This window comes from Puniceicoccaceae bacterium (assembly GCA_040224245.1).
Lineage (GTDB): Bacteria > Verrucomicrobiota > Verrucomicrobiia > Opitutales > JAFGAQ01 > JAKSBQ01.
Genome location: JBEGIR010000075.1, coordinates 1 through 26,599, shown reverse-complemented (window position 1 = coordinate 26,599; position 26,599 = coordinate 1). Strand labels below are relative to the sequence as shown.

General features: G+C 55.1%; 23 protein-coding genes. 12 read left to right on the top strand and 11 right to left on the bottom strand.

The features are described 5' to 3' along the window. Positions 1-2: 2 nt before the first annotated feature. The 3 genes from ABQ298_13140 to ABQ298_13130 are packed head-to-tail and all read left to right on the top strand — an operon-like array spanning position 3 to position 5,672. Positions 3-1,058 (top strand): FecR domain-containing protein, encoded by a 1,056-nt coding sequence (locus ABQ298_13140; protein ID MEQ9825323.1) that lies wholly within the window; start codon positions 3-5, stop codon positions 1,056-1,058. A gap of 28 nt (positions 1,059-1,086) precedes the next feature. Beyond that, positions 1,087-1,485, top strand: coding sequence for an STN domain-containing protein (locus ABQ298_13135; protein ID MEQ9825322.1), 399 nt, complete (start codon positions 1,087-1,089; stop codon positions 1,483-1,485). Between the two features lie 44 nt (positions 1,486-1,529). Next, positions 1,530-5,672 carry a TonB-dependent receptor plug domain-containing protein gene (locus tag ABQ298_13130; GenBank protein ID MEQ9825321.1) on the top strand — a complete coding sequence of 1,381 codons (4,143 nt, stop codon included), beginning with the start codon at positions 1,530-1,532 and terminating at the stop codon, positions 5,670-5,672. A 139-nt stretch (positions 5,673-5,811) separates the two neighbouring features. Here ABQ298_13130 and ABQ298_13125 read toward each other — a convergent pair whose 3' ends face one another. From ABQ298_13125 to uppS, 11 genes are all read right to left on the bottom strand, one after another. Then, complete coding sequence (locus tag ABQ298_13125; protein ID MEQ9825320.1) at positions 5,812-6,570, bottom strand: alpha/beta fold hydrolase; 759 nt, start codon at positions 6,568-6,570, stop codon at positions 5,812-5,814. 136 nt (positions 6,571-6,706) lie between these two features. After that, entirely contained in the window at positions 6,707-7,213 is a 507-nt protein-coding gene (locus ABQ298_13120; protein MEQ9825319.1) for a plastocyanin/azurin family copper-binding protein, read from the bottom strand. Positions 7,214-7,310: 97 nt separating this feature from the next. Beyond that, on the bottom strand, positions 7,311-9,326 hold the full coding sequence (locus ABQ298_13115; GenBank protein ID MEQ9825318.1) for a plastocyanin/azurin family copper-binding protein: 2,016 nt from the start codon (positions 9,324-9,326) through the stop codon (positions 7,311-7,313). 64 nt (positions 9,327-9,390) lie between these two features. Continuing rightward, positions 9,391-10,764 carry a hypothetical protein gene (locus tag ABQ298_13110; protein MEQ9825317.1) on the bottom strand — a complete coding sequence of 458 codons (1,374 nt, stop codon included), beginning with the start codon at positions 10,762-10,764 and terminating at the stop codon, positions 9,391-9,393. Beyond that, on the bottom strand, positions 10,757-11,248 hold the full coding sequence (locus tag ABQ298_13105) for a DUF2249 domain-containing protein (GenBank protein ID MEQ9825316.1): 492 nt from the start codon (positions 11,246-11,248) through the stop codon (positions 10,757-10,759). Before ABQ298_13105 ends, ABQ298_13110 begins: the two co-directional genes overlap by 8 nt. A 302-nt stretch (positions 11,249-11,550) precedes the next feature. Beyond that, positions 11,551-12,114, bottom strand: coding sequence for a class I SAM-dependent methyltransferase (locus ABQ298_13100; protein ID MEQ9825315.1), 564 nt, complete (start codon positions 12,112-12,114; stop codon positions 11,551-11,553). 55 nt (positions 12,115-12,169) lie between these two features. Next, on the bottom strand, positions 12,170-14,197 hold the full coding sequence (gene ispG, locus ABQ298_13095) for a (E)-4-hydroxy-3-methylbut-2-enyl-diphosphate synthase (protein ID MEQ9825314.1): 2,028 nt from the start codon (positions 14,195-14,197) through the stop codon (positions 12,170-12,172). 12 nt (positions 14,198-14,209) lie between these two features. Continuing rightward, a complete protein-coding gene (gene rseP / locus ABQ298_13090; protein ID MEQ9825313.1) occupies positions 14,210-16,051 on the bottom strand; it encodes an RIP metalloprotease RseP in 1,842 nt (613 codons plus the stop codon). Further along, positions 16,048-17,208, bottom strand: a complete 1,161-nt coding sequence (gene dxr / locus ABQ298_13085) for a 1-deoxy-D-xylulose-5-phosphate reductoisomerase (GenBank protein ID MEQ9825312.1) — start codon at positions 17,206-17,208, stop codon at positions 16,048-16,050. The genes rseP and dxr overlap by 4 nt, the downstream gene beginning before the upstream one ends. Before the next feature lie 22 nt (positions 17,209-17,230). After that, positions 17,231-18,154, bottom strand: a complete 924-nt coding sequence (locus ABQ298_13080; protein ID MEQ9825311.1) for a phosphatidate cytidylyltransferase — start codon at positions 18,152-18,154, stop codon at positions 17,231-17,233. A gap of 38 nt (positions 18,155-18,192) precedes the next feature. Further along, on the bottom strand, positions 18,193-18,930 hold the full coding sequence (uppS, locus tag ABQ298_13075) for a polyprenyl diphosphate synthase (protein ID MEQ9825310.1): 738 nt from the start codon (positions 18,928-18,930) through the stop codon (positions 18,193-18,195). 246 nt (positions 18,931-19,176) lie between these two features. On the opposite strand from uppS, the gene ABQ298_13070 reads away from it, so the two are divergent. The 9 genes from ABQ298_13070 to ABQ298_13030 form a co-directional block, all read left to right on the top strand. Further along, entirely contained in the window at positions 19,177-19,470 is a 294-nt protein-coding gene (locus ABQ298_13070) for a 4a-hydroxytetrahydrobiopterin dehydratase (GenBank protein MEQ9825309.1), read from the top strand. 38 nt (positions 19,471-19,508) lie between these two features. Then, a complete protein-coding gene (locus ABQ298_13065) occupies positions 19,509-20,405 on the top strand; it encodes a histone deacetylase (protein MEQ9825308.1) in 897 nt (298 codons plus the stop codon). Positions 20,406-20,472: 67 nt separating this feature from the next. Next, positions 20,473-21,054, top strand: coding sequence for a TlpA disulfide reductase family protein (locus ABQ298_13060; protein ID MEQ9825307.1), 582 nt, complete (start codon positions 20,473-20,475; stop codon positions 21,052-21,054). A gap of 188 nt (positions 21,055-21,242) precedes the next feature. Further along, positions 21,243-22,211, top strand: coding sequence for a CsgG/HfaB family protein (locus tag ABQ298_13055; GenBank protein ID MEQ9825306.1), 969 nt, complete (start codon positions 21,243-21,245; stop codon positions 22,209-22,211). Between the two features lie 104 nt (positions 22,212-22,315). After that, a complete protein-coding gene (locus tag ABQ298_13050; protein ID MEQ9825305.1) occupies positions 22,316-23,095 on the top strand; it encodes an SDR family oxidoreductase in 780 nt (259 codons plus the stop codon). A gap of 17 nt (positions 23,096-23,112) precedes the next feature. Further along, positions 23,113-24,084, top strand: coding sequence for an amidohydrolase family protein (locus ABQ298_13045; protein MEQ9825304.1), 972 nt, complete (start codon positions 23,113-23,115; stop codon positions 24,082-24,084). Further along, complete coding sequence (locus tag ABQ298_13040) at positions 24,071-24,625, top strand: DNA-3-methyladenine glycosylase (protein ID MEQ9825303.1); 555 nt, start codon at positions 24,071-24,073, stop codon at positions 24,623-24,625. The genes ABQ298_13045 and ABQ298_13040 overlap by 14 nt, the downstream gene beginning before the upstream one ends. Positions 24,626-24,675: 50 nt before the next feature. Further along, positions 24,676-25,266, top strand: coding sequence for an ACP phosphodiesterase (locus ABQ298_13035; GenBank protein ID MEQ9825302.1), 591 nt, complete (start codon positions 24,676-24,678; stop codon positions 25,264-25,266). A 96-nt stretch (positions 25,267-25,362) separates the two neighbouring features. Further along, on the top strand, positions 25,363-26,599 hold a 1,237-nt coding region (locus ABQ298_13030), incomplete at its 3' end, for a hypothetical protein (GenBank protein MEQ9825301.1).

Sequence of the window (26,599 nt, the reverse complement as noted above, 5' to 3'; positions counted from 1 at the left end):
AGATGCCTCAATTTAACGGAAACAACGACCCCGTTTCGAAAATTAATACGGAAGCTGCAAACTGGGTTCTCCGCAGAGATCGTGGCTTGTCTGCCGAAGAGCAGGACGCCCTGTCGGATTGGCTGGCCGCAGATCCCTGTCATCGCGAAGCATACTCCCTGCAGAGTTGGGGATGGGATGAGCTGGATCGCATCGCTGGCATGCACAAGGTGCATGCGACTCCTGAAAATGACGACCTTTTGGGATGGAATCCGAACGCGAGTCAACGTGTGCGTGGTTTATTTCCTCGGCTATTGCCCGTTCTGGCGATTGCAGCCTGTGTGGCATTGGTGCTTGGAGGCTTTCTTGTAAGCACTCGACAGGACGAGATACTGACTCCGTCGGGATCGGCGATTGTGTATGAGCGCATTCAAAAACTGCAACTAGACGATGGTTCTGAGATTGAACTCAATCATGGTTCACGCTTGCGAACCGCCTACACCGAGAGCGAGCGAGCCATCCATTTGCACGAAGGTGAAGCGAATTTCAAGGTGGCAAGTGACCCGAATCGACCCTTCGTGGTCTATGTCTCGGGGGTAAGGTTTTGTGCCCTTGGAACGATTTTCAACGTGCGCTACAACTCAGCGAGTGTCGATTTGATCGTTACAGAAGGGCGAGTGCAGGTGCTCGACAACATGAGCAATCAGGTTCCGTTTGACGATGAGGCAATCCATGCCCCCATTGTGGAAATGTCGCAGCGTGCAATCATTCGTCTGGACAATGCTCAGCGCGACATGACAGTTCGCCAGCTGGCCCCGGACGAAATCGAGCGAGAGCTGCTCTGGAGGCCTGAGCTGATTGATTTTGATGATGAATTTCTTCCGGTAATCGTTAATGAATTCAACCGTCGAAACCGGGTCCAGATCTACTTGAATGATCCCAAACTACGTCGACTTAGGCTGACGAGCATCTTTTGGTCTGACAACGTGGAAGCATTTATTCGCCTTCTGGAGTCGAGTTTTGACGTAACCGTTGAGCGGCACAGCGAGTTTGAAATCTACCTATCGATTGATTCGTGAACTTGCGCATTTGTCCGGAGCTTACGGCATGAAATTTACCCCTGCATCGATCATTGGAATGGGAGTCTTCGCATTACTGCTAACGATCTGGATTGGCTGTGATCGGGATACCCGGAAATTTTTTGAGATTCAAGAAGGACCGGCGGTTCGGACACTGAAGGTGTTTGCTGTACAAGCCGAGATTGAAATTCTGTTTGATCCAAAACAGCTCGATGCGTTACAGACTCGCGCCGTTTCGGGCAAATACACTGCCCAGAAAACGCTGGAACTCATGTTGGGCGATACTTCGCTGGTGTATTCGATCGATCCCGATACTCGTGCCTACGCTGTATTTCTTCCGAAGGAAGGAATGAGTACCGAACACATCCCGCCAGGAACGGGGGAGAACGTAAGTTGTGAATCGATTCCCCGAACGCATCCAAACTGATCAACCCCAAACTCCCGCTGAGCCTGTAAACCCCATCCCCCATCATGAATGTAGCTCACCCCAAGACGATACTGCGTCTGCTGTGTGTGATATTGAGCGGATTGCCGTTCCTTCCACACACCTTTGCGAGCATGATGAATTTTCAAATTCCCCAAGCAGATGCGAACGTTACGCTTACGTTGTTTGCCCGTCAATCGGGCATCAGTCTGCTCTACAGCAAGCAGGAAGTTGCAGGAGTCACCACTAATGTGATTCAGGGGAAATTCGACCCTGTAGAGGCACTTGAGCGCATGCTGGAAAATACGGCACTCCGTTTTGACCAAGATGTTGAGACGGGTGCCATCGCAGTTGTGGTGAACTCAAAAAACGGGAAACGCCTTTCGCCGGAGTCATCGAGCGGCAACTCGACAGCTCCGAACCATAGCAACCCAACTCAACATACTGATATGAAAAAAAATAAGGATAGATCGTTCCTGGGCAAGTTTTTACACGGCTTGCTGGGGATCATCGTGGCAACCGCTTCCACTCAGGCAGTTTCCCAAGAGTATTCGGAAGACGAAGAGATCTATGAGCTATCGCCCTTCGAAGTATCCACGGCACAGGTACAAGGCTACAACGCCGAGACGACATTGGCCGGAAACCGGTTGAATACCGAACTGCGCGATGTTGGAAGTGCAGTTTCCGTGATCACCAGTGAGTTTCTCAAAGACGTGGGTGCAACCGACAATGCATCGTTGCTGCAATACACCACGGGAACTGAGGTTGGTGGATTCATGGGGAATTTTGCGGGAACGGGTGATGCGGCCAGTTTGAATGAAGACACCATCAGTCCCAATCAAAATACCCGTGTGCGGGGATTGGCGGCGGCGGATAACACACGTGAGTTTTTCCGCACGGACATTCCGTGGGATGCCTATAATGTCGAGCGAGTCGATTTGCAGCGGGGACCCAACTCCATCCTCTTTGGCCAAGGTAGCCCATCGGGGATCATCAACACGGGACTCAAAGGTGCATATTTCAACAACTCAGGACAGGTTGAGCTTCGCATCGGCAGTTATGGCAGCATGCGCGGCACTCTGGACCTCAACCGGGAAATCCTGAAAGGAGAATTGGCGGTTCGACTCAATGCCCTGTATGATGACGAAAAATACCAGCAAAAACCCGCCTATTCACAAGATGAGCGCATCTACATGGCTCTGCGCTATGAACCAGCATTTCTAAACCGGAACGGACACCGCACGATCATCAAGTTCAACGTAGAGTCCGGAAGTGTGAGCAGCAATAATCCGCGCTTTTTACCACCCGCCGACGCTATCACCCCCTGGTTCACAGAGCTGAATCAGGCAACCTACAATCAGTTTCAGGCCTGGGATCACCTTTCAGGTCGTCCCAATCATGGACAACTGCGTGTGAATCTCGCAGCTGATGGGTCTCGCAATCCGGCCTATGAACCCCATTTGGGCAACTTTGGATTTCCTGCAGCCCGAGCGGGCACCTATGTTTTCAACGCTGATGGGGGACAGAGCATGTGGGTCACCAACATCAACGGACCCTTTGTGTCGGGAGGACTGGGAGCGGATGGAATGATCGACGGTGGGATTGCTGCCTATCCGGACAACGCATGGGTCTCGCTCGTCGGTACTTCCCAATGGGCGATCAATGCGGGTGCGGACTACGCCAGTGCGGGTCTATGGAAGAACAATCTGCTGACCGATCCATCGATTTTTGACTTCTACAACAAACTGATAGATGGGCATACGAAACGGGAATGGCAGGATTTTCGTGTGGCAAATATTAATCTGACACAGACGTTTTTTTATGATCGGCTGGGAGTGTCATTGGACTATAATCGGGAGCGCTACGAAAATGGACAGAAGGCAATGTTGCCGGGTGAGGTTCGCTTGCAAATCGATCCGATGGCAGTGTATGGCGATGGCACACCGCATGTAGGTCTGCAAGCGGGGGTGGAACCCTATTCGGATGGTTCGCCCAATCCGAATGTAGGACGTCCATTCGTCTCAACAAACAATGCCTGGTCCAATCGTTCGTACGAGTCTGAGCGGGAGACCCGGCGATTGACGGTGTTTGCAACCCATGATTTCAGCGATGGGTCGGACAGCTGGCTCCGAAAGCTGCTGGGAAGCCACACGCTTACCGGATTGTTCGGAGAAGAGTTGCTGGAGAGTGATTCCCGCAGCTGGCAACGCTATGGTGTGTTTGACGATGCATACTATGCTTTGCATGGCCTGCCAAATGAACGCTTCAACGGACAGTTGACGCCGACCCAAATTGTCTACCTGGGCGATTCCCTGCTGGGACGTGGTCTTAGCGGTGCAAATATTCCCTCCATCAGTGGTTATCCGGTGATCCAAAATGGACTTGTGCAGTATTTTGATTCCACCTGGACTGCCAACGATGTTGATCCCGGAGCACTGTGGTACAACGGGTTCGAAATTCCGGGAAGCGCATCCTCAGTCTCAACTCAGTCGGAGAATCCCTCCAACTATGCCGGATGGAATACTTACCGTCTCAATTTTGTCGATGCGGAGATGTCCTCGGATGCGCGGGATCGGTTGACTACCCGAGCGACACTCAACAAGGCTGAAACGAGTTCGCAGGCTTTTGTCTGGCAGGCCAAGTGGCTCGGCAACGCACTCGTCTCCACTTATGGTTGGCGCAAGGACGTGGCAAAATCGTGGGCGTTTGACATGTCTCCCAACGATTTTGATCCCACACATGACCGTGCCCGCGTCGATTTGAGTCCGTCCTATTACAGGCTTCCAAGCTCAGGTGCACGTGTCGAAGTGGAATCCCGCTCCTACAGTGTGGTTGCACACCTGATGGATTTTCCCTTTCTGCAAGATGTCACACGGAATATGCCAGTTGAGCTGAGCCTCTATTATAACAAATCGACGAACTTCAAACCGGATTCCAGTCGTGTCGATATTTACGGAGAGCAGCATCCTGCACCGTCGGGCAAGACCATTGATCGTGGGGTTCGGATTGAAACCCGGGATGGTCGTTACACGTTGAGAATCAACAAATACAAGACCTCTAATAAATCGGCAACGAGCACCGAAATCAATGCTGCAGCGATTGGGAACTGGATGCAGCTGACGCAGAACTATGCGAATGTGTTTGGATACAACATTCTACCATGGGGATACGATGCGACCGATCCTTCGCTGCGCGGAGGTGATGCAGACGTTGTCGATGATGCATCAGGCATCTGGCAACCCATGCGTTACAACTTCCACCTGTTCAACGATGGTCGCACTTTTTCAGATCAGGCTGTGGTCTCACCAGATGGGGCTTGGGTGGTAGATCCTGCGCTTGAAAATGCGGTGATCCATGCCGTTCGCGAATTCCAGCGCGCCGTCGATCCGAGATTCTGGCAGGCTTGGCGCATTGATACTTTTGGCGACTTCGGGCCTCCGGTTGGCGAAGCAACCTACTCGGTGCCGACTGGATTTGCACTGACCGAAGACAATGTGTCGGAGGGTTGGGAAATCGAACTGAGTGCAGAACCCTTGACGGGATGGCGCATCACGGCCAACGCGTCCAAGACGGATGCGCGGCGCACCCATGTGGGCAATGCCAATATCCGGGAGTTCATGAACCTCGTTCAAAATTCCCTGCGCATTGCAGAAGGAGATGGAGTGGGCCGTCTTCAGCACTATTGGGGAACAGAGGACGTGGTGACCGCCGGGAAGAACTGGTTCGATGGTGAGGGACTTGCCGGCGCACCGGGAAGCGAGTGGCGTCTGGCACAGTTGGTGGAAAATACCACGGTTCCCGAAATGCGGGAGTGGCGCATCAACGTTGTAACAAACTACGATTTCAGTGACGGATATCTGAAGGGAATGAACATTGGTGGCGGGATGCGTTACCAGAGCAGCGTGATCATTGCCTATCCTCCGACAGGAGACCCGTCCGATCCTACCAAGGTGCAGTATGATCTGACTGAACCAGTGAAAGGACCCTCAGAAACCAATTTTGATTTCTGGGTGGGATACCGCAAACAACTGACTCAACGGATTCATTGGCGCATCCAGGTCAACGTTTACAATGCGTTCAGCGGTGACAACGATCTGATTCCGATTACGGCGCAACCCAACGGGACATTTGCGGCCTACCGCATTGCTCCGAAGCGCTCCTGGAGCATCAGCAATACGTTTGAGTTCTAGGACCAACCACGCCCTGGCAATCCTTTTTGGGGTTCGCCGGGGCATGATTTTAACTGCCTTTTCAATCAGACGCTTCCTGTTATCTGTGCTTGGACAAAGCAACAGAACTACGATGGGAATGATCAGGTGAAAAAAGGGATCAGTTGGCGCGATCCTGCACTTCCTGGATCAACAGATCGGCAACTCCACGCGGATCCTCCTGCTGCGCGACATGGTGGCCCGGGAAGGTGCGAATGTGCCATCCGCGAGCCTCTGCCTTTTGCCAGCTCTTGTCGCGCTCAGCTCTGGCCTCGATGGATTGATCTTCAGGCACGAAGGCGACGTAGGTAACGGTCAGCTTGAGTGCATCCGGATGATTGAACTGAACGGGCTGGCTAAAGGTTTTTTCCGGATGCGGCACATTTTTGGGGTAGGGACCGTCAGGGTTTCCCCAGCCAAAATCGACGAGACCGTCCTTCACTTTTGCATGGGGAGGAGGACCGCCCACGATGTCATACATGGATTCACCGTCGTTGGGCACGGCTGCGTCGAGAAAGAAGACATGCCGGATGCGTTCGGGAATGCGGTTCATCACCCCTGTGATGACCATGCCACCATAACTGTGTCCGGTCAGCACGACATTGTGAAGATCCTCGAAGAGGATGACATTGACGACATCGTTGATGTGGGTATCGAGGTTGACCTCGGCATTGGCAAGGTGATGGCGTTCTCCGAGTCCGGTCAGGGTGACGCGGTACACCTCGTACCCGTCATCGTGCAGGCATTTGGCAGTGGATTTCCACTCCCAGCCACCAGCGGTGGCGCCGTGCACCATCACAAAAGTGAGCGGTTCGCTGGCAAAACTGGCGAACGGGGCCGTCAAGAGGGTGAGGAACAGGCAAATGGATCGTGAGAACATGGGAAAAATGGGATGTGTGGGTGAGTGGGGAACCCGTGCAACTGGCTGCATCGGGTGAATGCCAATGGAGCGTAGCGCACCCCAGCGGCAACGGAATTCTGCAATGGGTTGACAGTTCAGTTGACGGCTGTGTGGCTCAGCGCACCACGGTCATGCTTCCCACCATGCCAGCCTGAGTATGTCCGGGAAAGGAGCAGACGACGGGATAGCGTCCGGGTGTGGATGGGGCACGAAACTGCAGGACCTGTGCCTCCCCCGGACCCAAAATTCGTGTGGTTGCAACGACGCGGTCGGCGTATTGGGGCGCGATGTAGTCGTGCTCGAGGAAGTTCGTGGCGGCGGTAGCGAAGGTCAGGGTATTGGTTCCCGGCAGCAGAATGACCAGGTTGTGCCCCATGGTGGCTTTGGGCATGGTTCCAATGTTCCTGAAGGTCAGTGACACCTCCGAACCGGCCCGCACGGTAAACGTGGCAGGTTCGAAGCGCATGCGGTCGTTACCGGTGATGGTGACCTCGCTGACTGGCGGGCTGGCAGGGATTTGAGAGGTGGCCGTGTCATCGGGTGAATTGCCGCAACTGCTCAGCAGTGAGAGCAGCAATCCGAGTCCTGTGCAGCGGGCGAGGTGGGCAATGGGTGATTTCATGGGAACATGGATTGCAGGGGGTACGCATGACAGGTGCGCCTGCACAGGTGAACCCGCCAGGGGTCCACCTGCGCGGTGAGCTAAAGATCAAACCGCATCATTTTCCGCGAAAGGCAAAGCTGGCGGTGGCGAGAATCAGGCACAATGCCAGCAGCGGCAACACCCACCCTCCGAGCGCGACGCTGCCACCTCCCTTGCTCGAGAGGCTGTACTCCGGAGTTTTCACAATCACCTTGCCCATCATGTAGGGATGCGGTGTGCAGATGTAGTCGTATTCCCACTCCTGATCGAAGGTATAACTCCAGGATTCCCCGTGCGCGAGCAGGGGACCGTTGATGCCGTCGGAGTCCTCGGGACTGCTCGTGGACTGAACGTTGTGGATACCGGCATACTCGCCAGCAAGGTAGGTGAAGGTGTCTTCATTGGTCCAGGTCACTTTGGTTCCCGGAGCGATTTCGATGACCTTGGGATAGAAGGAGTTTCCAATGATTTCGACAAACACCTCCTTGGTTTCCGGTCCATAGACGACCGGACGATCATCCCGGTGCGTGCCAATGCCGAAGGGTGAAATCGTACGGGTGGCGCCCTTGATGTAGGCATTGAGTTCATCTGCCTTGAAGGATGGTCCGTCAGCAAGAATCGTGCGGTGCGGTTCCAGCTCGGCCTCATCATCCACCACGATGAGTCCGATGGCGCCGCGATTGGTGGAACCTACGGCATGAGTGAGCATGGTGTAGGCCCCTTCATCCGGAGGCATGCGGAATTCAATGACAAACGAATCGGTGGGCCCTGCCGTGATGGATTGTCCGCCGGGCATTTTGACATCTGGATTTCCCTGCCAGTAAATGTAGTCCCAGATGATGCCGACGATGTGAAACGTGGAGAGGATGTTGGGGCCGACGTTGAGGAAGTACATTCTCACATAGTCACCGGGTTTGGCCATGATCGGGTCTTCCACATACTGGTAGGTGCGCCCGTTGAACAGAACATACTCCGGATCTCCGGCGATGGCATCCTTACCGCTCGAATACAGCTCGTGCTGAATCATGTAGAGTTCCAGGTTGGGTTCATGACCGAGCTGGCGCTCCATCTCATAGGAACCGGCGGGCGGTTTGACCACGATCATGCCATATTGTCCGCCGAGCACATGCATGCCGATGGCGTGTCCGCCGGGTGCACAGTGGTACATGTAGACACCGGGCATCATCGCGCGGAAGCGAACCGACTTGCTCGATTTGGGTCCAATTTTTCCAACATATTTCGACGTCTGGGTGTAGGCGGCATGGATGGATGCTCCATGGGGGATGGAGCCATCATTGACGATGGTCATCTCCACCACATCGCCCTGGTCCACGATGAGTGTGGGGCCCGGGATTTTTCCATCGATCAGGAATCCGTCGTAGACCACCCCGTTGCCAATGTAAGTCTTGCCCTCGGTCAGGGTCACGGTGAACTGCTTGTCCACCGGTGCGTCCTGGGGCACGGTCGAGTAGGGTGTGGCGTCGAGCGCGTAGTCCCGCTCAATGATCTCGATGAATTCATGCGACTTCATGTAGTCTGGCAGCGGATGTCCCTTGGCGGGAGCCGGGGCACTGGTGGACAGGTTGGTGGAGGCCTGTTGCCAGAGAGTATTGGCTCGCGCCGCTACAGATGCGCCTTGAGCGGTTGCGACTTCGGTGACCTCGACTGCTTCGTCGGATTGGGCCTCCGGGGCGCACGGGATACCAGCTGCGCAGTTGGGACAGGCGGGTTCAGATTCCATATCGGATGCCATGGAAGTTAACTGAGCCTCGTCGGATTGGGCGGCGTTGGCTGCTTCCAGTTTTGCGACCTGGATATCCGTCAACTCCTTGTCGACCATGCCATCGAGGTTGAGATTTTTCTGGTTTTCCATGGCCCTGCGCAGGTCCTTGCCGATAAGGGTGTCGGCGCGGTCGCTCAAAACCTGGTCGGCGAAGACCAGGTTGCAGGCATCACAGGCATGCAGTTGGGAGATTCCGGTGGCCCCACCGACGATGACCGTCAGCGCAAGCAATACCTGACGCGTCAGGCGGGCGAGAGATGGGCGCGCGGAAGCGCGATTTGGGGATGATGAAGAATGGTCGTGTTTCATGGCTAAAGGGATGGGTTGAATGTTCATGGATGGGTGGAACCGTGGTGTTGTGGTGTTGGCTAACTCAGACAGATTCATGGGATGGGGTTGACGGGAGTTCAGAATCCGAATCGAGGGTCATTGCCCCAAAAAGAAAGAGCATGACAGCGGGGCGAATCACCATGAAGAACCAGAGGATGCCGATGAGGATGCAGAGTACCCCGAGTTGGACACCGGCAGCCTGAATGTTCCATTGTCCCGCTGCGATGTAGATCCACCCGGCAAGCAGGCACAATAACAGAACTGGCAAGCCGCGTGGGTCGATGAGTTCGTCGGCAGCCGGACCGTTGTGCTCTCTGACAACGGGCAAACACCGCAAGCGCCAGACCAGGAGGGGCACGAGGTGGGTGCCGGTCCCTAAGGAGAGCATGAGCACCGTACCCAAGACGGTCAGGCTCGCATGCATGCGCACCTGTTCCCTGAAAAAATTATCCACGAGTTCGGGAGGTGTGATTGCCCCGGCCAAGAGCAGGCTTTCAAGTCCAATCAAGCCAACCCCCACGACCAGACCGCATGTTGCTAGAGCGATTCCTGAAGTCAGGCCCGAGTTGGATGTGCGGATGCGAAGAAATGCCGAAATCAGATACAACAGACTGCCCAAAAAGATGATGCCAACCGGGACGGATTGCGCCGACCAGTCAAAGGAAACGGCGGTGATGGGGATCATGAAAAGCCCGAGGTTGATCAGTATGCATCCGGTCCACATGAGTCCCGATGTGTGCAGCCCTCCCACCAGAAACATATCAAATAATTTGAGTGTGGTGCCCAGAATCCCGAGGCAGAGAAACCCGGCCATGGAAACAATGGCATACACCTCGATGTAGCGCAGAGCCTTGGCCTGGAAGATGTCAAAATTCCAATGAACGAGCAGGGTCAGGCCCAGAATGGCTGAGACTCCGAGCCAGAATAGTGCGAAGAGTACTGTGATGGATTCAGGTTCCCAGCGATTGTGTTGGGCTGCCGTGAGCACGAGATTCAGGAACAGAAGGAGCACGCCAATCAACTGCAAGACGGCACCTACACCGACTCCGAGAAATGGATTTTCCAGAAACGGCATCCCGCCCAGGGCGAGCACCATGCCACACAGTCCCATTGTATGCAGGAACCAATGCGCGACTGCGAGAGGACGGCTCCACAAACGGCTTCCTGTGAGCACGGACGAAACCGCGTAGAAGGTTCCGAAAACGGCGGAACCTGCAAATCCGGGCAGAACCAGTGCGGCAAGGGCAGTGACTTCGAGGCGATACGGATTTCCGCTGAGCACATCGGGAAAGAGCAGAAGGACGGCCAGGCAGGCGAGCAGGCAAATCTGTCCAACGGCAAAAAACGCGAGGGCGACCATGGCACTCATCATGCCAGTGCTGGGAGAATTCAAGGTATTAGGGTGTGCGTTATTCATGTGAATTTGAGTCAGTGCGGTCTTTGGAAATTGGGATTTGGCTCAATCGCGTCTGCCAATGCCCCGGTGTGACTTCGGTGCAGTGGATTTCAACTGCTTCCTGTTCGAGTGATTCCAGCAGGAAGACGGGTCGAAAACGCGTGTGGATGAGCAGCGTAGATTGGGAGGGAAGCTCTGCGAGGGCGACCATGGTGTGATTTAGCGGAGCTGGTGGAGGCAGGTCGCGCAGATCGAGTTCGAGACCGGGGTCGGCAGAGCGCGTCAGTGTGGTTTCCCAGGTTTTTCCTCTGGCAGGAATCGGGTGTATCTTGCAGGGATTGCGCAGCAGCAGAGGATAGAGCGTAATGGGATTGACCCGCGTCCGAAGAGTAGCGGATTTTCCCGGCTCCAGCGCGGAAAGTGTCTGACACCATTCGCTATTCGCATCCAGCGCGCCTTCGGTGAGGTGCAGTAGATCCAAAACAATGGGGGAATGTGAAGTCATGATGAAAATTCTAGCACAATCCCAGGGAGCATTTCTTGACGGATATCAATTCCGGGTTGGGATTGTGGTAGAAACATGGGGGTGTGCTCAGGGGGTGGCGCAGGTTCAGGTTGGGCAGCTTTGGCGTTGAAAGGGGTATGCGGGTGACGCTCCAGCAGACAGTATTACGCAAAGCCTCTGGTTTTCAAATCGGGAGGGGAAAATCGCATGAAAGGCATGAATTGACATGTGGAATGGGGTTCGAGGTCGTGCTTGGAAATAAACTCGAGTGAATTTGCAAAAAGGGGACTATGTGGGTGGACTTACGTCTTTTGCATCAGCCAGAGGAAGGGGCCTCGGCCATCGGGATTTGCGCTATCCTGTTGCAGCATGGGTGAAAGCTGTGCCTGCATGGAGTTCAACCATTGCCGGATCTGACGAAATTCCTCCAAGCCCCCCGGATGCCCCCGGTAAGAAAGGATCGACAGGATGCCCCCGGTTTGCAGGAGCGTGAAGGCCTGTTCCAGTGCGGCAAGTGTGGTCAGGGGTTGGGTGGTGATGGATTTATCGCCATGCGGCAGGTAGCCGAGATTGAACATGATGACGGAGACGTTTCCGACGCAGTTTTGAGGCACATGAGTTGCCATCAATTCATGACCGATAGTGAACAGCTGGCATCGGTCCGCACATTTGCGTGTGGTGAGAATCAGAGTTGCCAGTTCGATGGCCAATGGCTGCACATCGAAACCATAGACTCGCCCGTCACGACCCACTGACTCTGCGAGGAAGAGTGTGTCAAATCCATTGCCCACTGTGGCATCGATGGCGATACTGCCCGCCTTGATCAGAGGGCTGATCTGTTGGTGGGCGAGTTCGGTAAGGCGCATGGGTAAGGAAGTGACATGTTGGAATTTCGGAAAGTGCAATAGGTCACATTCCGATTCAGGCCGATTCGACGACTTCCGGCTCCACCCACTTGCCGTGCTCGCGAATGAGTTCAATGAGCGCATCCACTGCCTGGGCCTCGGGGATGCCGACCTTCACGCAGGATTTTCCGACGTAGAGGTTTACTTTCCCCGGAGCACCTCCGACGTAGCCAAAATCCGCATCGGCCATTTCTCCCGGACCGTTCACAATGCAGCCCATGATCGCAATGGTCACTCCCTTAAGGTGATGGGTGCGACTGCGAATTTTTTGGGTAGTCGATTGCAGGTCGAACAAAGTGCGACCACAGGAGGGACAGGCAACAAATTCAGTTTTTGAAATGCGTGCGCGTGCACCCTGCAGAATGTTGTAGGCAAGGGCGGTGGCTTTGAGCAGATTGGGTTCAGATTCGACGCTGATCAGATTTCCTGCACCTTCGCAAAGCAGCGTTCCTGAGAGAATGCTGCTCTCCATCAGCAGATCTGCAAATGCACAGGGATCTTGTTTGATGAAATTTTCGGGAAGATTGCGAAGCCAGAGTCCAGGCTTCGAACCATTGGCATCGAGCTCGGCGATCAAGGCCCGGTAGCTGCCAATGGCAGTCAGTCCCTCCAGCGGAGCACTCAGGGTGACCAGACAGTTCGAAAGATTGGAGAGCAGACGAATCCGGTCTGCCCGCATGCCTGCAAAATCGATGCAGCACGTCAATGCAGGGGCTTCCGGGAGCTTGCCAAGCACCTGCTCAAGATCGCGATGAGCCACATTGAGGATCCAGTGAAAGGATGTATTCCGGGAAATCAGCGGAAGGAGCGCATCGATGCAGTCGCATTGCATGAGGTCGATGACAAATCCATTAATAACACCCTTCCATGCCTCTGCAAGTATGGCCAGCTGCTCAATGTGTGTGGGTTTTTCGACGGCATGAACCCAGTATTCGATGCGCGCGGATTTCTGCCGCACCTGAACTTCGGCGACCCGCTTGACCAGATCGGAAGGGGAGAGGTTTTCGGCAGAGCCGACGGCAACTTTAGTGGGCAACTCATGATCCCAGTTCGTGCCATCGGGCAGCAGGATTGGTTTTACTTCGCGGCGATTAGCCTGGTAGAAATCAACGGATTCCGGTGCTACTGTTGCATCGGGTGCCAAGTAGGAAGATTGCTGCCAAAGGGCTTCGGTCCAGCGCACCAGATCCTTGCCCACGGGGACTTCGTGCACGGGATCTTCGGTGAGGGATACCCGTAGTGTATCTCCCAGCCCATCGGCGAGCAGGGAACCCATGCCGATGCAGCTTTTGACGCGGGCGTCCTCTCCATCGCCGGCTTCGGTGACACCGAGATGCAGTGGGTAAGCCATGCCCTCCTCCTGCATGCGTGCGACCGCCAGTCGGTAGGCGGCGATCATCACCTTGGGGTTGCTCGCCTTCATCGACAGCACGATATCGTGAAATCCGTGGGATTCTGCGATGCGGATGAACTCCAGCGCGGACTCCACCATGCCTTCCGGTGTGTCACCGTAGCGATTCATGATGCGATCCGAAAGGGAGCCGTGATTGGTGCCGATGCGGATGGCACGCCCGAGTTCCTTGCAGCGCAGAATGAACGGGGTGAATGCATCGTGGATGCGGTCGATCTCTTCCTGATAGGCAGCGTCGGTATATTCAATTACCTTGAATTTTTTATAGTCTGCGAAATTTCCAGGGTTGATACGCACTTTTTCAACGTGCTCAACGGCCTCCATGGCTGCCTTGGGAAGGAAATGAATATCGGCAACCAGAGGGGTAGTGAAGCCATCCTTACGAAACTGATCCCGAATCGCCTGCAGTGCGCGCGCCGCCTTGAGCGATGGAGCCGTGATGCGCACAATGTCGCAACCTGCTTCGGCGAGTTCCCTCGCCTGGGCTACAGTCGCGGCCACATCTTCGGTGGGAGTGGTGGTCATCGACTGTACCGCGATGGCATGATTGCCCCCGATCCTGACCGGCCCTATCGCGACCTCACGGGTGACGCGCCGGATGGTTTTTAAACGTGATTCGCAATACAGTTGCATGGGCTGTGATTCCTACTCGGATTCTGAAGTCGTTTCCGGAGTTACAAAAACGGGTTCGATGTAGAGCTTGCTCATGGCTGTGGTTTCGTCCACATCCTGTGCATCACCGTGCCAGCGAACACTGTCTTTGAAAATAACGTAGATCATCAGGGACAACAGCAAAACCATGAACGCTCCTTGAAGACTTGCCACCAAGCGGGCGGGCAGGGCTTTGCGTCGAATTTTGGCGAGGGTTGCAAAGAGGATGTGTCCGCCATCCAAAATCGGAATGGGCAGAAGGTTGAGGATGCCCAGATTCACATTCATCAGGATCAGGAACGACAGGGCCAACCGCAGGTCGATTCGTGTGATTTCAGTGAGCTGGCGCACGATTCCGATCGGACCACTGAGGTGTCCGATGCCAATCTCTGAACCGCGGTGCATGAGCGCACCCAGAATGCGGAATGTCATGTCGATTTGCTGGCTGAACTGCTTAAACGGATTGACGTGAGTGATCACAGTCTCACGCGTCGTGGAAAATCCGACCATCGGTTGTGTGATAGGACCCTCCACTTTGCTGCTCAAACGGTTGAACACCACCGCCTGGGTTTGCGTGTTGCTGCCGCGTCCGAGTGTGAGCTGCAGGACCGGACCTGCTGCGTTGGCAAGCGCAGTTTGGGCATCGGCGAGCGATTCCACGGCCTTGCCATTGATCGCGATGAGCCGATCCTCGGACCGAAGGCGGTCCAGATTTCCAGCGGAGTTGGAGCGAATCTGGTGGATGAACAGGGTTGCGCTGGATGTCAGGTCGGTTTTTCGCTCGGTGGAATCTTTGGAAAAGTCAGGGCGGATGGTAAACGTGGAGGTTTCACCGGAGCGCTCGAGGCTCACAGCTAACACCGGTTTGGTTCGCGCAACAGTAGAAGGTTGCAGCAGAAGGGTCTGACTCTGACCCTCACGTTCAATTACCATTTCTGCTGGCTGGCCGGGTTTTTGAGAAATGAGATCGATGAACGCGCGCAGGTGATAAATGGGGACGCCGTTGGTGTGCGTGACCACATCGCCGGGTTGCAAGCCTGCCTTTTGAGCAGGAGAGTTCGGGGAAACCGTATGGATGCGTACGATGCTGGCGGGCAGGATGCCAATCGTGCGGATGGGATCGCGGGATGCCGAGTTGAAATAGGCAATGGCCGGTTGAACGACGAGTTCCTGCCTCACACCATCGCGCTCGATTTCGAGTTGCACTTCGGGCTGTCCATCGCTGGTGCGTCCCACACTGGTGAGCACCATCTGCTGAATATCCATGAAGGTTTCCACTTTTGACCCATCTACAGCAGTGATGATATCTCCAGGCTGAATGCCTGCTTCAAAGGCAGGACCGGGAATGGCCTGCCCATCAATGCTGAGTTGTTCGCTCACATAGCCCACTTCGGTGGTGAGCATTTCATTGGTGGTGGGTTGTCCGGTCCCCCAGAGCACCAGGGCCAACAGGAAGGCAAATATGAAGTTAAAGACGGCACCCATCACCGCGACAATCAGTTTGTCACTGAATGAGATGGGCGGCAATGGCTCGTTTTCCTCAGGTGAGGCCTCGTCCTCTCGAGCACCCTCAAGGCGTCCCATGTCTGCCAGCTGAGGGAGGGCGACATAACCCCCGATCGGCAGCAGAGAAAGGCGGTATTCGACCCCGTTTCGATTCCATGACCAGATGCGCGGACCCATGCCAATGGAAAAGCGCGTCACCTTCAGTCCACGCTTGCGAGCGGCCAGGAAGTGTCCCAGTTCGTGTACAAAAATGGAAAGCCCGAGACCAAGGATGGCTCCGAAGAAGAATGGCAGATTGCCGAGAAAATTGAGAGTGCTGTCAAACGTCATGAAACGGTCCATTGATGGCTGATCCTTCGTGCCTCCTGATCGGTTTCGATGATGGTTTCGATGTTGGCAGGCTTGAGGATGGGCAGGTTTTCCAGAGTAAATTCGATAACGCGTGGGATATCAAGGAAGCCGATTCGTTTTTCAACGAAGGCGGATACGGCGATCTCGTTGGCGGCGTTAAAGATGGCGGGGGCAGTGTGCCCGAGGCGCAATGCGTCAAACGCCAGTCGCAGGCACGGAAAGCGATCCTGATCGGGCGGTTGAAACTCCAGAGTCAGGCACTGCGAAAAATCGAGCGTGGCATCGATTCCGCAGGCACGCTCAGGGTAGAGCAGGCAATGCTGGATGGCAAAACTCATGTTGGGCGGTGAGAGCTGCGCGATCAGCGAGCCATCGCGGAACTGCACCATCGAGTGCACGATGCTCTGTGGGTGGATCACCACCTCGATCTGCTCGGGTTGCAGCCCAAACAACCAGCGTGCTTCAATCACCTCAAGACCTTTGTTGGCCATGGTCGAGGAATCGATGGAAATTTTTTGCCCCATGCTCCAGTTCGGGTGTAGAACGGCCTCTTCGGCTGGAATGGAAGCGAGCTGTTCGACGGGGGTGTTCAGGTAGCGTCCGCCGGATGCGGTCAGCAGCACCTTCTCCACCGTGCGAAGGGGTTCATCCCGCAGGCATTGAAAGATGGCGTTGTGTTCGCTGTCGGTTGGCAGCAGTTGTACCCCGTGTTCCCTTACCATTGGCATGATGAACTCGCCGGCCATAACGAGGATTTCCTTGGATGCGAGTGCGATATCCTTTTTCGCGCGAATTGCCTCAATACAGGGAAGCAGTGCGGTTGTGCCGACAACTGCGATCAACACCATATCGACATCCGGGTGGGTTGCGATTTCGATCAGCCCCTGCATGCCTGTGACCACCTGCGTCTGCGCAGGGAATGAGCCATGCAATTCGCCGGGTGGGATTGGAGGTTCAAAAACACCGACCTGCCGGAGTTGAAATTCTTGCGCAATGGCTGCGAGCGGAGCGATGCGCGATCCTCCGGCAGCGGCGACCAGTTCGAGCTGGTCAGAGTGCGCCCGTATGACGCGCAGGGCATTCTGTCCGATCGAGCCTGTGGCTCCGAGAATGGCAATGCGGCGTTTGGATGGCATGGGCGGGAAGGATCAAGCAGGATCAGGAGGGCAGCAGGAAGTATTTGATCAGGAAATAGGCGACTGGGGAGGCAAGGATGAGGCTGTCGGTAAGGTCATACATGCCACCCAGGCCGGGCAGGATGGAACCCGAGTTCTTGATGGAGAGGTGACGTTTCCACGAGGATTCATACAAGTCACCAAGGATGCTCGCTATTGAGATTGTTCCCGAAGCCAGAAGGATGCGAGTGAGATTCCACCAGTCCGGAGAGGGGTTGCCCAGACTGTGCAGGCGGATGTTGCCAAGCAGATAGATCAACAGCGCGCAGAGCATGCTCACAACCACACCGCCGATGGCACCCTCGATGGTTTTGGCCGGGCTTGTTTTGGGTGCGAGCTTGTGTTTTCCGATCCAGGAACCCACGAGCAAGGCTCCAATATCGGTTGCTTTGGTGACAAAGATGATGGTGATCACCCACAGCAGTGCGATGGTGCTCGTGCGCCCCAGACCCACGACGTAGTGGGCGGTGAAGATGAGTGCGGTCATCGGCAGCGCAATGCCCCAGATCGGAAATAAAATGCTGCGGGAGAGCACCTTGAGCAGGGCTACATAGCGCAGTCCGAGCAGGGTCAGGGTGATGAAAATGCCCAGATAGATCTCAAACACCAGTAGGGTCAACCCGGAGCGCGACGGATCAATGAGCATGCGGTGACAGAGATAGGGGACAAAAAAACTGATGACTGCGAGCAGTACTATACGGTAGCGCGGCATGCGCAACGGTGAGCTGTGCAGAAATTCAAAGGCGGTGAGTCCGCAGAGTGCACCCAGCAGGAAGAGACCGCCTACCAGACCCAACCAGTAGAGATAGGCCCAGGTTGCACCGACCAGAGCAAAGGTTGTTCCAATGCGGGCCAACCAGTGCATCCACTTGTTGCGTGGTTTGCGGTTGTCAGGGGTGGATTTCATGTCCTGCTGGATTGGGTCGGGTGCTGGGTTTGGGCGCATCAGGATGTGCGGGTTTTGAGTTGTTCGCCCGTGCGGCCGAAGCGTCGTTCGCGGGCACGATAGTCCGCGAGTGCGGCCTCGAATGCCTCACGACCAAAGTCGGGCCAGTTGACGGGGCTGTAGTGGATTTCGGCGTAGGCGGCCTGGAGCAGGAGAAAGTTACTGAGGCGGGTCTCGCCCGAAGTGCGAATGATCAGGTCAGGGTCTGGCATGTCACCCGTATACAGGTGTCGGGAGAACTGTTCCCAGGTCAACTGTTGCAGGGCCTGAGCATCGCTTCCAATAGTAGCCATGCAGGACTTGACCGCATCGACAACCTCGAGTCTGGATCCGTAGTTTAGGGCAAGTGTGAGGTTGCGGGAATACTGACAGGTGCGCGCCTCAACCTCTCTCAGCAGAGTGACCACGTCTGCGGGCAGCTGCTCGATTCTGCCAATCGAGCGAAGGCGGATCTTGTGTTTGTGCAGCATGGTTTCCTTTTCACTCAGGAAGTGTTTGAGCATGCGCATCAGGGCATTGACCTCATCCTCTGGACGCTTCCAGTTTTCGCTGGAAAAGGCATAGAGCGTGAGAAAACCCAGCCCGATTTCTGCTGCCATTTCGACGACCAGTTCGACGTTGCGCACGCCCTGTCGGTGGCCTTCGATGCGGGGCAGGTTGCGTGCGCACGCCCAGCGTCCGTTGCCATCCATGATGATGGCAATGTGTTTGGGATTTCCTGTTTCAGCGTCGTTCATGCGGCGTAGGGTTAGGGTCTAGCACAAGATTTGCCTCACCGCCAAGCCATTCTTGAGGGAATATTGGAGATGGGCATGATTCAAACAGGGGGAAGCCGAAATGACACCTGGCAGGCATTGCAAAGCAGTCATAAAAATGGGTTCCATGCATCGAGCTGGATGTGCCCGGGTCGCAATGCGGATGCGATTGCTCGGTTGACAGGTTCAGGCATTGAATGTCGTAATAGTGCGTCACATTACAACATTATGGAAAAAGCACTCACTGAGTCTCAAATCCGAGAGGAGCTGACCCGCCTGAAGGGATGGGAATACAAGGATCATCGCATCGTGAAGACGTTTCACTTCAAACACTTTGCTGAGGCAATGTCGTTTTTGGTGCGACTCTCCTATGAATGTGAACGGCGTGATCACCACCCGGAGATTTACAATCTGTATAACCAGGTTACAATCGGGTTGAATACCCACAGTGCGGGTGACCGGGTAACACCGCTCGATATCATCCTGGCCAAGGACGTGGATCATTTTGCATGGCGTGACTGAGCAAGACTTGTTCAGCCCCTTGTCAGTCTGCGCTTTGCATGAAGTGTTTTTCGAATCCGGGATATTATGTGCCACTCCCGGAGGGGCATCCCTTTCCGGTTGCCAAGTATCCGGAACTTCGGTGCCATCTGGACGAATGTTCGCAAGCTCCCTATCTGGAGTTTGAACGAGCACCCCTTGTCACCTGGCAGCAGGTGCTTGCAGCCCACGAAGCATCCTATCTCGATGCAGTGAGCCAAGACCAGTTATCGCGCTATGCGCGCAACCGCCTTGGATTGCCACACCATCCGCGCTGGGTGGAGCGCAGTCGACTCGATGCGGGTGGCACACTGGCAGCAGCGATGGCCGCGCTGGATGAGGGAGTTGCGTGGAATCTTGGTGGCGGCACCCATCACGCCATGCCTGCCGAAGGATTGGGGTTTTGCGTGCTCAATGATGTGGCGATTGCGGTGCTGGCGATGCGGGAGCAGCAGCCTGGTTTGCGTATGCTGGTGCTGGACACTGACGCCCATCAGGGCAATGGAACACACCGCATTCTTCGTGCAGTCCCAGATGTGTTCACCCTGTCGATCCATGTGGGTGCCAACTACCCTGCCCAGAAGGAGCCGGGGGATTTGGATGTGGGCCTGCCGCGGTACGTGGATGAAGGCACTTATCTGGACGCTCTCGATGCGGCGTTGGTTGAGGTTTCGCAGCGCTTTGAACCCGAGCTTGTTTTCTGGATCAGTGGTGTGGATGTGCTGGAGTCGGATCGGTTTGGGCAGATGAATCTCAGTCTGGATGCAATGACACGGCGCGATCAGCGCGTCTTCCAGGCAGTTTCGGATTGGGATGCGGGCTTGGTTGGAACGCTCGGAGGGGGGTATCCGAAAGACCGTTCCTGTCTGCCCAAATGGCATGCACAGAGTGTGCTGGAAAGCCTTGAACTTTGTTGAAATGTGCGGTGGATGGAGCAGGTTAACGTGCAGTCAAATCCAGAATCCGAACGTTTTTACCCTGTTCATGATCGTAAAAATCAAAAATTCACTGAAGAAGCATCCGATCCAGAGCCTGCTGCTCATTCTCTTACTTGCCTACGGAGCAACCTTTGCGTTTACCGGGCAGTGTCCCTTACAGCGCATGAGCAGTCCGGGGAAGCAGGATGAACTTGCAGTTGCCGCTGGCAGCACGGCAGGTGCATTCAATCTGCATGAGGCTGCCATGACTTTTGAATTGGTGGATGACCAGACTCTGAATTCGGCTGATTTTGCAGGCAAGGCAACGGTGATCAATTATTGGGCGACCTGGTGCGGTCCCTGTGTGCGAGAGATTCCGGCATTCAACAACATTGCGACGGAGCTGGAGTCTGAGGTGCAGTTTGTGGGGATTTCGCTCGATCAGGATGTTGGGGCAGTGCATGGATTTCTCAAACGCATGCCCATCGCATATCCCGTGGTGCATGGGGATTTGAGACTAACACAGTTGACCGGACCGATTCGCAGCATCCCGACCACCCTGTTTTTTGACTCGAAAGGCAACTATGCCGGCAAGGTTGTGGGCATGGTCAATGAATCCCAGTTGCGAAAGAAACTGAAGCAATTGTGAATACAGAGCGCAGGCATCGCGTCATTAAAAAAGTCGGCACATTGCCGCCAATTCAATTGTAGCTTTCCAGCATGGGTGAGCGAACCGGAATTTTATCAGTCTGGTTTGCTTTCCAAAGGGGAGCTTCTAACCTTTTGTAGCGTTCTTTCGTTACCGAAGAAGCGTTTAACCAAGTTGCAAAATCTATCATGAATCACCTCAGAACTACAGCACTCTTCACAATCGCGTTGCTGGCGAGCACCAGTTCGGCCTTTGCGCTGTTCAGTCGAAAGACGGAAGCGAAGGACGGAAATGCGGAACTTGATCTACCCCCCTACAACGGGATCAAGCATGCAATCGGGGTCATTCCTTTTGAGAACACTTCGTTCTGGAAAGGAGACATCGATCTTCAGGAAAACATGACCACGATGCTGGAGAACGTCTTGCATCAGTCGGGCCGGTTTGTCGTGGTCGAACGGGAAAACATGGAAGCAACGCTTTCCGAGCAGGATTTTCAGAGCAGTGGTCGCGCGGCGCAGGCTGGAGATGTGGCTCAGACAGGTCAGGTGCGCAGCGCCAAATACCTGGCACGCTGCACAGTTACTGGCGTGGAGGCTGAGGAGTCTGGCGGCGGCGGTGGCATCCGCATCGGCAAGTGGAATGCCGGGCTGAGTGGCGGAAAAGCCCAGATCGAAATGATCATCAAAATTTTTGACTCCAGTACATCCGAACTCAAGGCAACGCAGCGCATCGTGGGCAAGGCGGGTAACCGCAGTTTCTCTCTTGGATTCTCGGAAAGTGGACTGAGCACCTCGATCGGAGGATTTTCAAAAACACCCGTGGGTGAAGCAGCCTATGACTGTGTGGCACAGGCGGTGGAATACGTTGCCCGTCTCTTTGAAGACTATGATACAGAAGGCAGCGTCGTGACCGTGACCGGCGACGGCCGCATTGTGATCAATCGCGGAGCGGAGTTTAACGTGCAGCAGGGAGCACAGTTTCAGGTGCGTGAGATTGGGGAAGTGCTGATCGATCCCGGCACGGGAGAGGTGCTTGACCGCATCGAAGGCGATGTGACGGCCACGATCCGCGTCACGCGTGTCACGGACAAGGTTTCCTACTGTGAACTTGTCAGCGGAGAGCTGCCTGTGCGTGGCGATGCGGTGATCGGGATCTGACCCGACAACCCTGCGAGTGTCTTTCGTTTTGCAAAAAACCGGGTTTCATGGGAAACTCGGTTTTTTTATGGCATCCGTATGGAAATGCCGGAGTAATTATTGCGATGAACCTTGGATTACGTGGAAAACCTGCCCTGGTTACAGGCTCGAGCCGGGGAATCGGATTGGCGATTGCGCAGCGCCTGCTTATGGAAGGCTGCCCCATCACGCTTTGCGCCCGCAATGCGGAGCCGATGGAAGAGGCACGAGATCAACTCAAGAAGTTGTGCACTGATGCGACAATACACCTGATCCAAGCTGACCTGTCGCAAAAGGGGGCATCTGCCGATGTGGTTCGCGAGGCGGCAAAGCGCATGAATGGCCTGCAGTTACTGGTCAATAATGTCGGCACCAATCGGCGCATGCCTTTCGAAGCTACAACGGATGAGGATTGGGATGCACTGCTGGCGACCAATTTTCGCGGACCGCTCGAGGCGACGCGAGCGGCCTTTCCTTTCCTGCGTGAAAACGGAGGTTCCGTCGTGTTTAATGCGTCGATTTACGGTCGGGAATTCGGGGGACGTGACATGAGCCTTTACCACGTGTCAAAGGCTGCATTGATCGCGCTGTCAAAAAGTTTGGCTGTCGAGTGGGTAGGCCAAGGCATTCGCGTCAATACGATTGCACCCGGGTCGATCTGGTTTGAGGGCGGAAGCTGGGATCGTCGTCTGAAGTCAGATCCGGAGGGCATGAAAGCCTTCACGGAGAGAGAGCTACCACTTGGACGCCTGGGGCGTGCCGATGAAATTGCAGATGCGGTGGCCTTTTTGCTATCGGAGCGTGCGTCGCTGGTGAATGGTACCTGCTGGAATGTGGATGGCGGGCAATCCCGCTCCATGCTCTGAGCAACACAGCTGGTGGCATGAAAAACGAATTCATTGATTTTCACGTGCATGCCTTTCCTCCGGAGATGGGAACTGCCGCAAAGGGCGCTACCATGCTCCCAAACGAACCTTTTTGGAATGCGCTGATGGTGGAGGAATTGCTTCCGCAGGCAGAAGTGGATGAAAGCTCAGCCGCCGAACGAGGAACTGCCCGTAAAGCTTTGCGCAGCCGGAGTCTGCAAGGGTGGGTGTCAGTGGAGCAGATGCTACGGCACATGGATGATGCTGGAATTGAAAGAGTGGTGCTACAGGGATGGTACTGGCAGCGTGCGGAAACGGCACAGGCGCACAATGCATGGATGGCGGCTTGTGTGCGCCGATATCCAGACCGACTTTCGGCTTTTGCGGCGTGGGTACCCTTGCAGGAGCAGGAACCCCATCTGAGCAGGATTGAGGATCAGGGGTTTTGTGGATTGGGGGAGTTGCATCCGGGCGTGCAGGGATTTTCTCTTGCTTCCGAGCAGTGGTTGGTCGCTGCGGCGTTTGCTGCAAAGCGAAGCTGGCCGGTTCTCCTGCATGTGACCGAACCTGTCGGACGTCCTTATGCACCGCGAGAGGAGACGGATTTCCGTGAATTGCAGGCCTTCATTGAATCTCATCCCAGTCTTTCGATTGTGCTGGCACACTGGGGTGGGTTGGTGTTCACCCATCTGCTCAACCCCTACATCGCGAAGCGTTGGAAGCACGTGTATTTTGACTGTGCAGCATCGGCATTGTTATACGATGCAAAAGTGATGCGACTGGCTCTGGAAGTCCTATCTGCCGAACGCATTTTGTTCGGATCGGACTACCCGTTGCGACTGTATCCCAATGATGCCAGACAACCGGAATTTTACCGGTTTTTGAACTCCATGCAGGAGCAGGTAAAGGAAGAGCTGGATTGGAAGCGCATTTCCCGGGGCAATGCCAGCCGTCTGCTCGGATTTGACCGCAGCGATGAAGGAAGATGAATCGAACCATGGGGGTGCTCTTCGGCTACCGGATCTCTCGCTGAACGCATTGGAGCTGGCTCCCCTGCTGTTGGATTGTGCCCTTTGTATCCGGGGCGGGCAGGGGGAAGTCCGGCGCTGCGCGATCCTGGAAGTGGAGGCCTACCATGGATTTGAAGATAGGGCTTCACATGCGCACCGCGGGCGAACTCCCCGCAATGCTGTCATGTTTGGACCACCGGGCTACTGGTATGTTTACCTCTGTTACGGAGTGCACTTGTTGTTGAATCTGGTGAGTGCGGAGCAGGACTATCCCTCTGCAGTATTGATCCGAGGGGTTGAGGGGTTTCAAGGTCCCGGTCGTCTGACCAAAGCACTTGGCATTGATCAGCACTATAACACGAAGCACTGCTCGGAGGCGACCGGGTTGTGGCTCGAACCTCTTCCATTGCAGGCACCCCAGCGACAATTACCTGTGCGCTGTACGCCGCGCATTGGAGTGACTTATGCGGGACCGGAGTGGGCGTCGGTCCCCTGGCGCTTTATGCGCGAAGTGCGGTGAGAGCTTTCGCGTACCTTGACCGAACGAGATGGCTATGATTGAAGTCAGGGGTGAATTTTGTCGCCCATGCCCGGATCGCTGCGGATTGGGAGCATTTCATGCTCGGCCAGTTATTGGGGGATTTTGCGATCAATAGCATTCTGATCGGACAGCATCCTGAACTCGTTCGCGGTGTACGTGCCCATCGTGCGCTGGACGCGTGGACGGACCAGCACCCCCTGTTCCTTGAGGCGTGTCGATTGCTGCAACCGGGTTGTGGCAGATATGCGCCCGTCGTCATGGATGTATTGCTGGATCACGTGCTGGTGCAGCATTGGGCAGTGCTGGGCCCTGACCCTGGGTTTTCTGATTTCCTGGGCAAACTGTATGCCTCGTTGCGCACCCATGCGCAGCACTTGCCCGAACGCATGCGCATTCCGGCAGAACGCATGCATGCGATGCACTGGTTTTCCGGATTTGCAGAACCCTCCTCACTTGAACGGGTTCTGGGATTTATGAGCAAACGGGTGCGACGACCTCATTTGATTCAAGCGGCGTCTCAAACGATTGAGTCTGCCTGGGAGAACTTGGAAAGTCTTTCGCTTGAACTTTTGCAAGAGCCCGCATTGAATGGGTTCAGTGTGGATCGATTTTCCTACTGACCCGGAATGCACCCACACTGTTGATTTCACAAACTGCCCAAGCGATTTCGCATGGGAATCCGAGCGAATCCAAGCAACTGAAGGGACCCACACTGTATGAAGCCAGAAGAAATGTCCGCGCGACTGAGCTGGAAAGAAGAATCAAATCCGAGTGAGCTGATTGAATATCTCAATCTCAAACTCGCCGCCCTTGGAAAACCCATTTATGGGGAAAAAGCGGACTATCACTTTCTGAGCATGGGGGCGTCCATTATCGCCAACATGCGCGAGAAGAACCGCTTGCTTAGTGATCATCTTCCTCCGGTGGATCGACGGATACAGGATTTCCTGGACCGCAAACTCGCATCGGTGTTTGGCGATGATGTTCCCCTTTTGCCCACCCGCACCTTTGTCCTGGACCGGCACGGGCTGGCGCGTTGCCTGTCCCTGCCGCCCGACCGGGATTGGTTCAAGTCGGACATCGTCTGGTCTTACCGAGTCAAGCAGGGCGTACTGCACAATCCACTGAATGACCGTCGCACGACCCAAGGGGTTTTTCACATAGCAGACACAGGATACCCGGTGCCTGCGGACAAGATCGAGGTTCCGTTGTCGGTGTTTGCAAAGCTGTATGAGGCGGCGCTTCAACCCCCGGAAAAACTACAGGAGTTTCCCTTTACGGACACACAAGCAGCCAAAGCGCGCGGCTTTGTATCCCTACTGCTCAAACCCCTGGTGGTCCCTGAAGTGCATGGGTTTAATCGGGCAAAACGCTCGGAGATTCGGTTCTTTGTTCCGGGCAACCTGATCTGTAATCTTGATTTTGTGGAGTCCATTTTTGGCAATGGGGGTGATCCCTTTCTGCCGGAGAACGACCTTTCGCTGGATCCGCAAACGTGGACGGGTACATCGGGTTGCGTCATTCTCGCCCCGCACCTCATCCGTTTGCGCAAGAAGGATTTGGGACTTCCTCACATCAGCGAGGCAAGCGAGCGGCAGCGCCGGGAAGGCATGTGCTGGGAGCAGGAGGACGAGTGTTACAACAACGGCGGTGCCTTCAAGATCACCTGTCGGGATCAGTCGGGCGTCGTGGTCACGTTGATCGCGGATAACTACTTCGGATACTGTAAGAAGGAAGTGAAAACCCAGATCGGATTTGCAGCCAACTTGTACGGGCTTGCGGAAGAGGAACATGCCGGCGGTGCCATTGCGTTCCCCTCCTACGATCTTGGAGAGGATTTCAAGTTTCCGAGCATCGACTTGGGCACAGATCATACCTTTGAAGATACAGTGAACGCCATGGGTGAGGCGATGGTAGTCAAGGAGGGGCGTTGGGGTTATGACCGGCAGTACC

What these genes read in the sequence shown, in the direction of transcription:
- uppS (MEQ9825310.1), bottom strand. Translation starts at nt 18,930, where the DNA reads ATGAACGACGCTGAAACAGGAAATCCCAAACACATTGCCATCATCATG.
- ABQ298_13070 (MEQ9825309.1), top strand. Translation starts at nt 19,177, where the DNA reads ATGGAAAAAGCACTCACTGAGTCTCAAATCCGAGAGGAGCTGACCCGC.
- ABQ298_13105 (MEQ9825316.1), bottom strand. Translation starts at nt 11,248, where the DNA reads ATGACTTCACATTCCCCCATTGTTTTGGATCTACTGCACCTCACCGAA.
- ABQ298_13100 (MEQ9825315.1), bottom strand. Translation starts at nt 12,114, where the DNA reads ATGCGCCTTACCGAACTCGCCCACCAACAGATCAGCCCTCTGATCAAG.
- ABQ298_13060 (MEQ9825307.1), top strand. Translation starts at nt 20,473, where the DNA reads ATGATCGTAAAAATCAAAAATTCACTGAAGAAGCATCCGATCCAGAGC.
- ABQ298_13110 (MEQ9825317.1), bottom strand. Translation starts at nt 10,764, where the DNA reads ATGAATAACGCACACCCTAATACCTTGAATTCTCCCAGCACTGGCATG.
- dxr (MEQ9825312.1), bottom strand. Translation starts at nt 17,208, where the DNA reads ATGCCATCCAAACGCCGCATTGCCATTCTCGGAGCCACAGGCTCGATC.
- ABQ298_13130 (MEQ9825321.1), top strand. Translation starts at nt 1,530, where the DNA reads ATGAATGTAGCTCACCCCAAGACGATACTGCGTCTGCTGTGTGTGATA.
- ABQ298_13040 (MEQ9825303.1), top strand. Translation starts at nt 24,071, where the DNA reads ATGAAGGAAGATGAATCGAACCATGGGGGTGCTCTTCGGCTACCGGAT.
- ABQ298_13125 (MEQ9825320.1), bottom strand. Translation starts at nt 6,570, where the DNA reads ATGTTCTCACGATCCATTTGCCTGTTCCTCACCCTCTTGACGGCCCCG.
- ABQ298_13050 (MEQ9825305.1), top strand. Translation starts at nt 22,316, where the DNA reads ATGAACCTTGGATTACGTGGAAAACCTGCCCTGGTTACAGGCTCGAGC.
- ABQ298_13115 (MEQ9825318.1), bottom strand. Translation starts at nt 9,326, where the DNA reads ATGAAACACGACCATTCTTCATCATCCCCAAATCGCGCTTCCGCGCGC.
- ABQ298_13065 (MEQ9825308.1), top strand. Translation starts at nt 19,509, where the DNA reads ATGAAGTGTTTTTCGAATCCGGGATATTATGTGCCACTCCCGGAGGGG.
- ABQ298_13120 (MEQ9825319.1), bottom strand. Translation starts at nt 7,213, where the DNA reads ATGAAATCACCCATTGCCCACCTCGCCCGCTGCACAGGACTCGGATTG.
- ABQ298_13045 (MEQ9825304.1), top strand. Translation starts at nt 23,113, where the DNA reads ATGAAAAACGAATTCATTGATTTTCACGTGCATGCCTTTCCTCCGGAG.
- ABQ298_13135 (MEQ9825322.1), top strand. Translation starts at nt 1,087, where the DNA reads ATGAAATTTACCCCTGCATCGATCATTGGAATGGGAGTCTTCGCATTA.
- ABQ298_13080 (MEQ9825311.1), bottom strand. Translation starts at nt 18,154, where the DNA reads ATGAAATCCACCCCTGACAACCGCAAACCACGCAACAAGTGGATGCAC.
- ABQ298_13055 (MEQ9825306.1), top strand. Translation starts at nt 21,243, where the DNA reads ATGAATCACCTCAGAACTACAGCACTCTTCACAATCGCGTTGCTGGCG.
- ispG (MEQ9825314.1), bottom strand. Translation starts at nt 14,197, where the DNA reads ATGCAACTGTATTGCGAATCACGTTTAAAAACCATCCGGCGCGTCACC.
- rseP (MEQ9825313.1), bottom strand. Translation starts at nt 16,051, where the DNA reads ATGACGTTTGACAGCACTCTCAATTTTCTCGGCAATCTGCCATTCTTC.
- ABQ298_13140 (MEQ9825323.1), top strand. Translation starts at nt 3, where the DNA reads ATGCCTCAATTTAACGGAAACAACGACCCCGTTTCGAAAATTAATACG.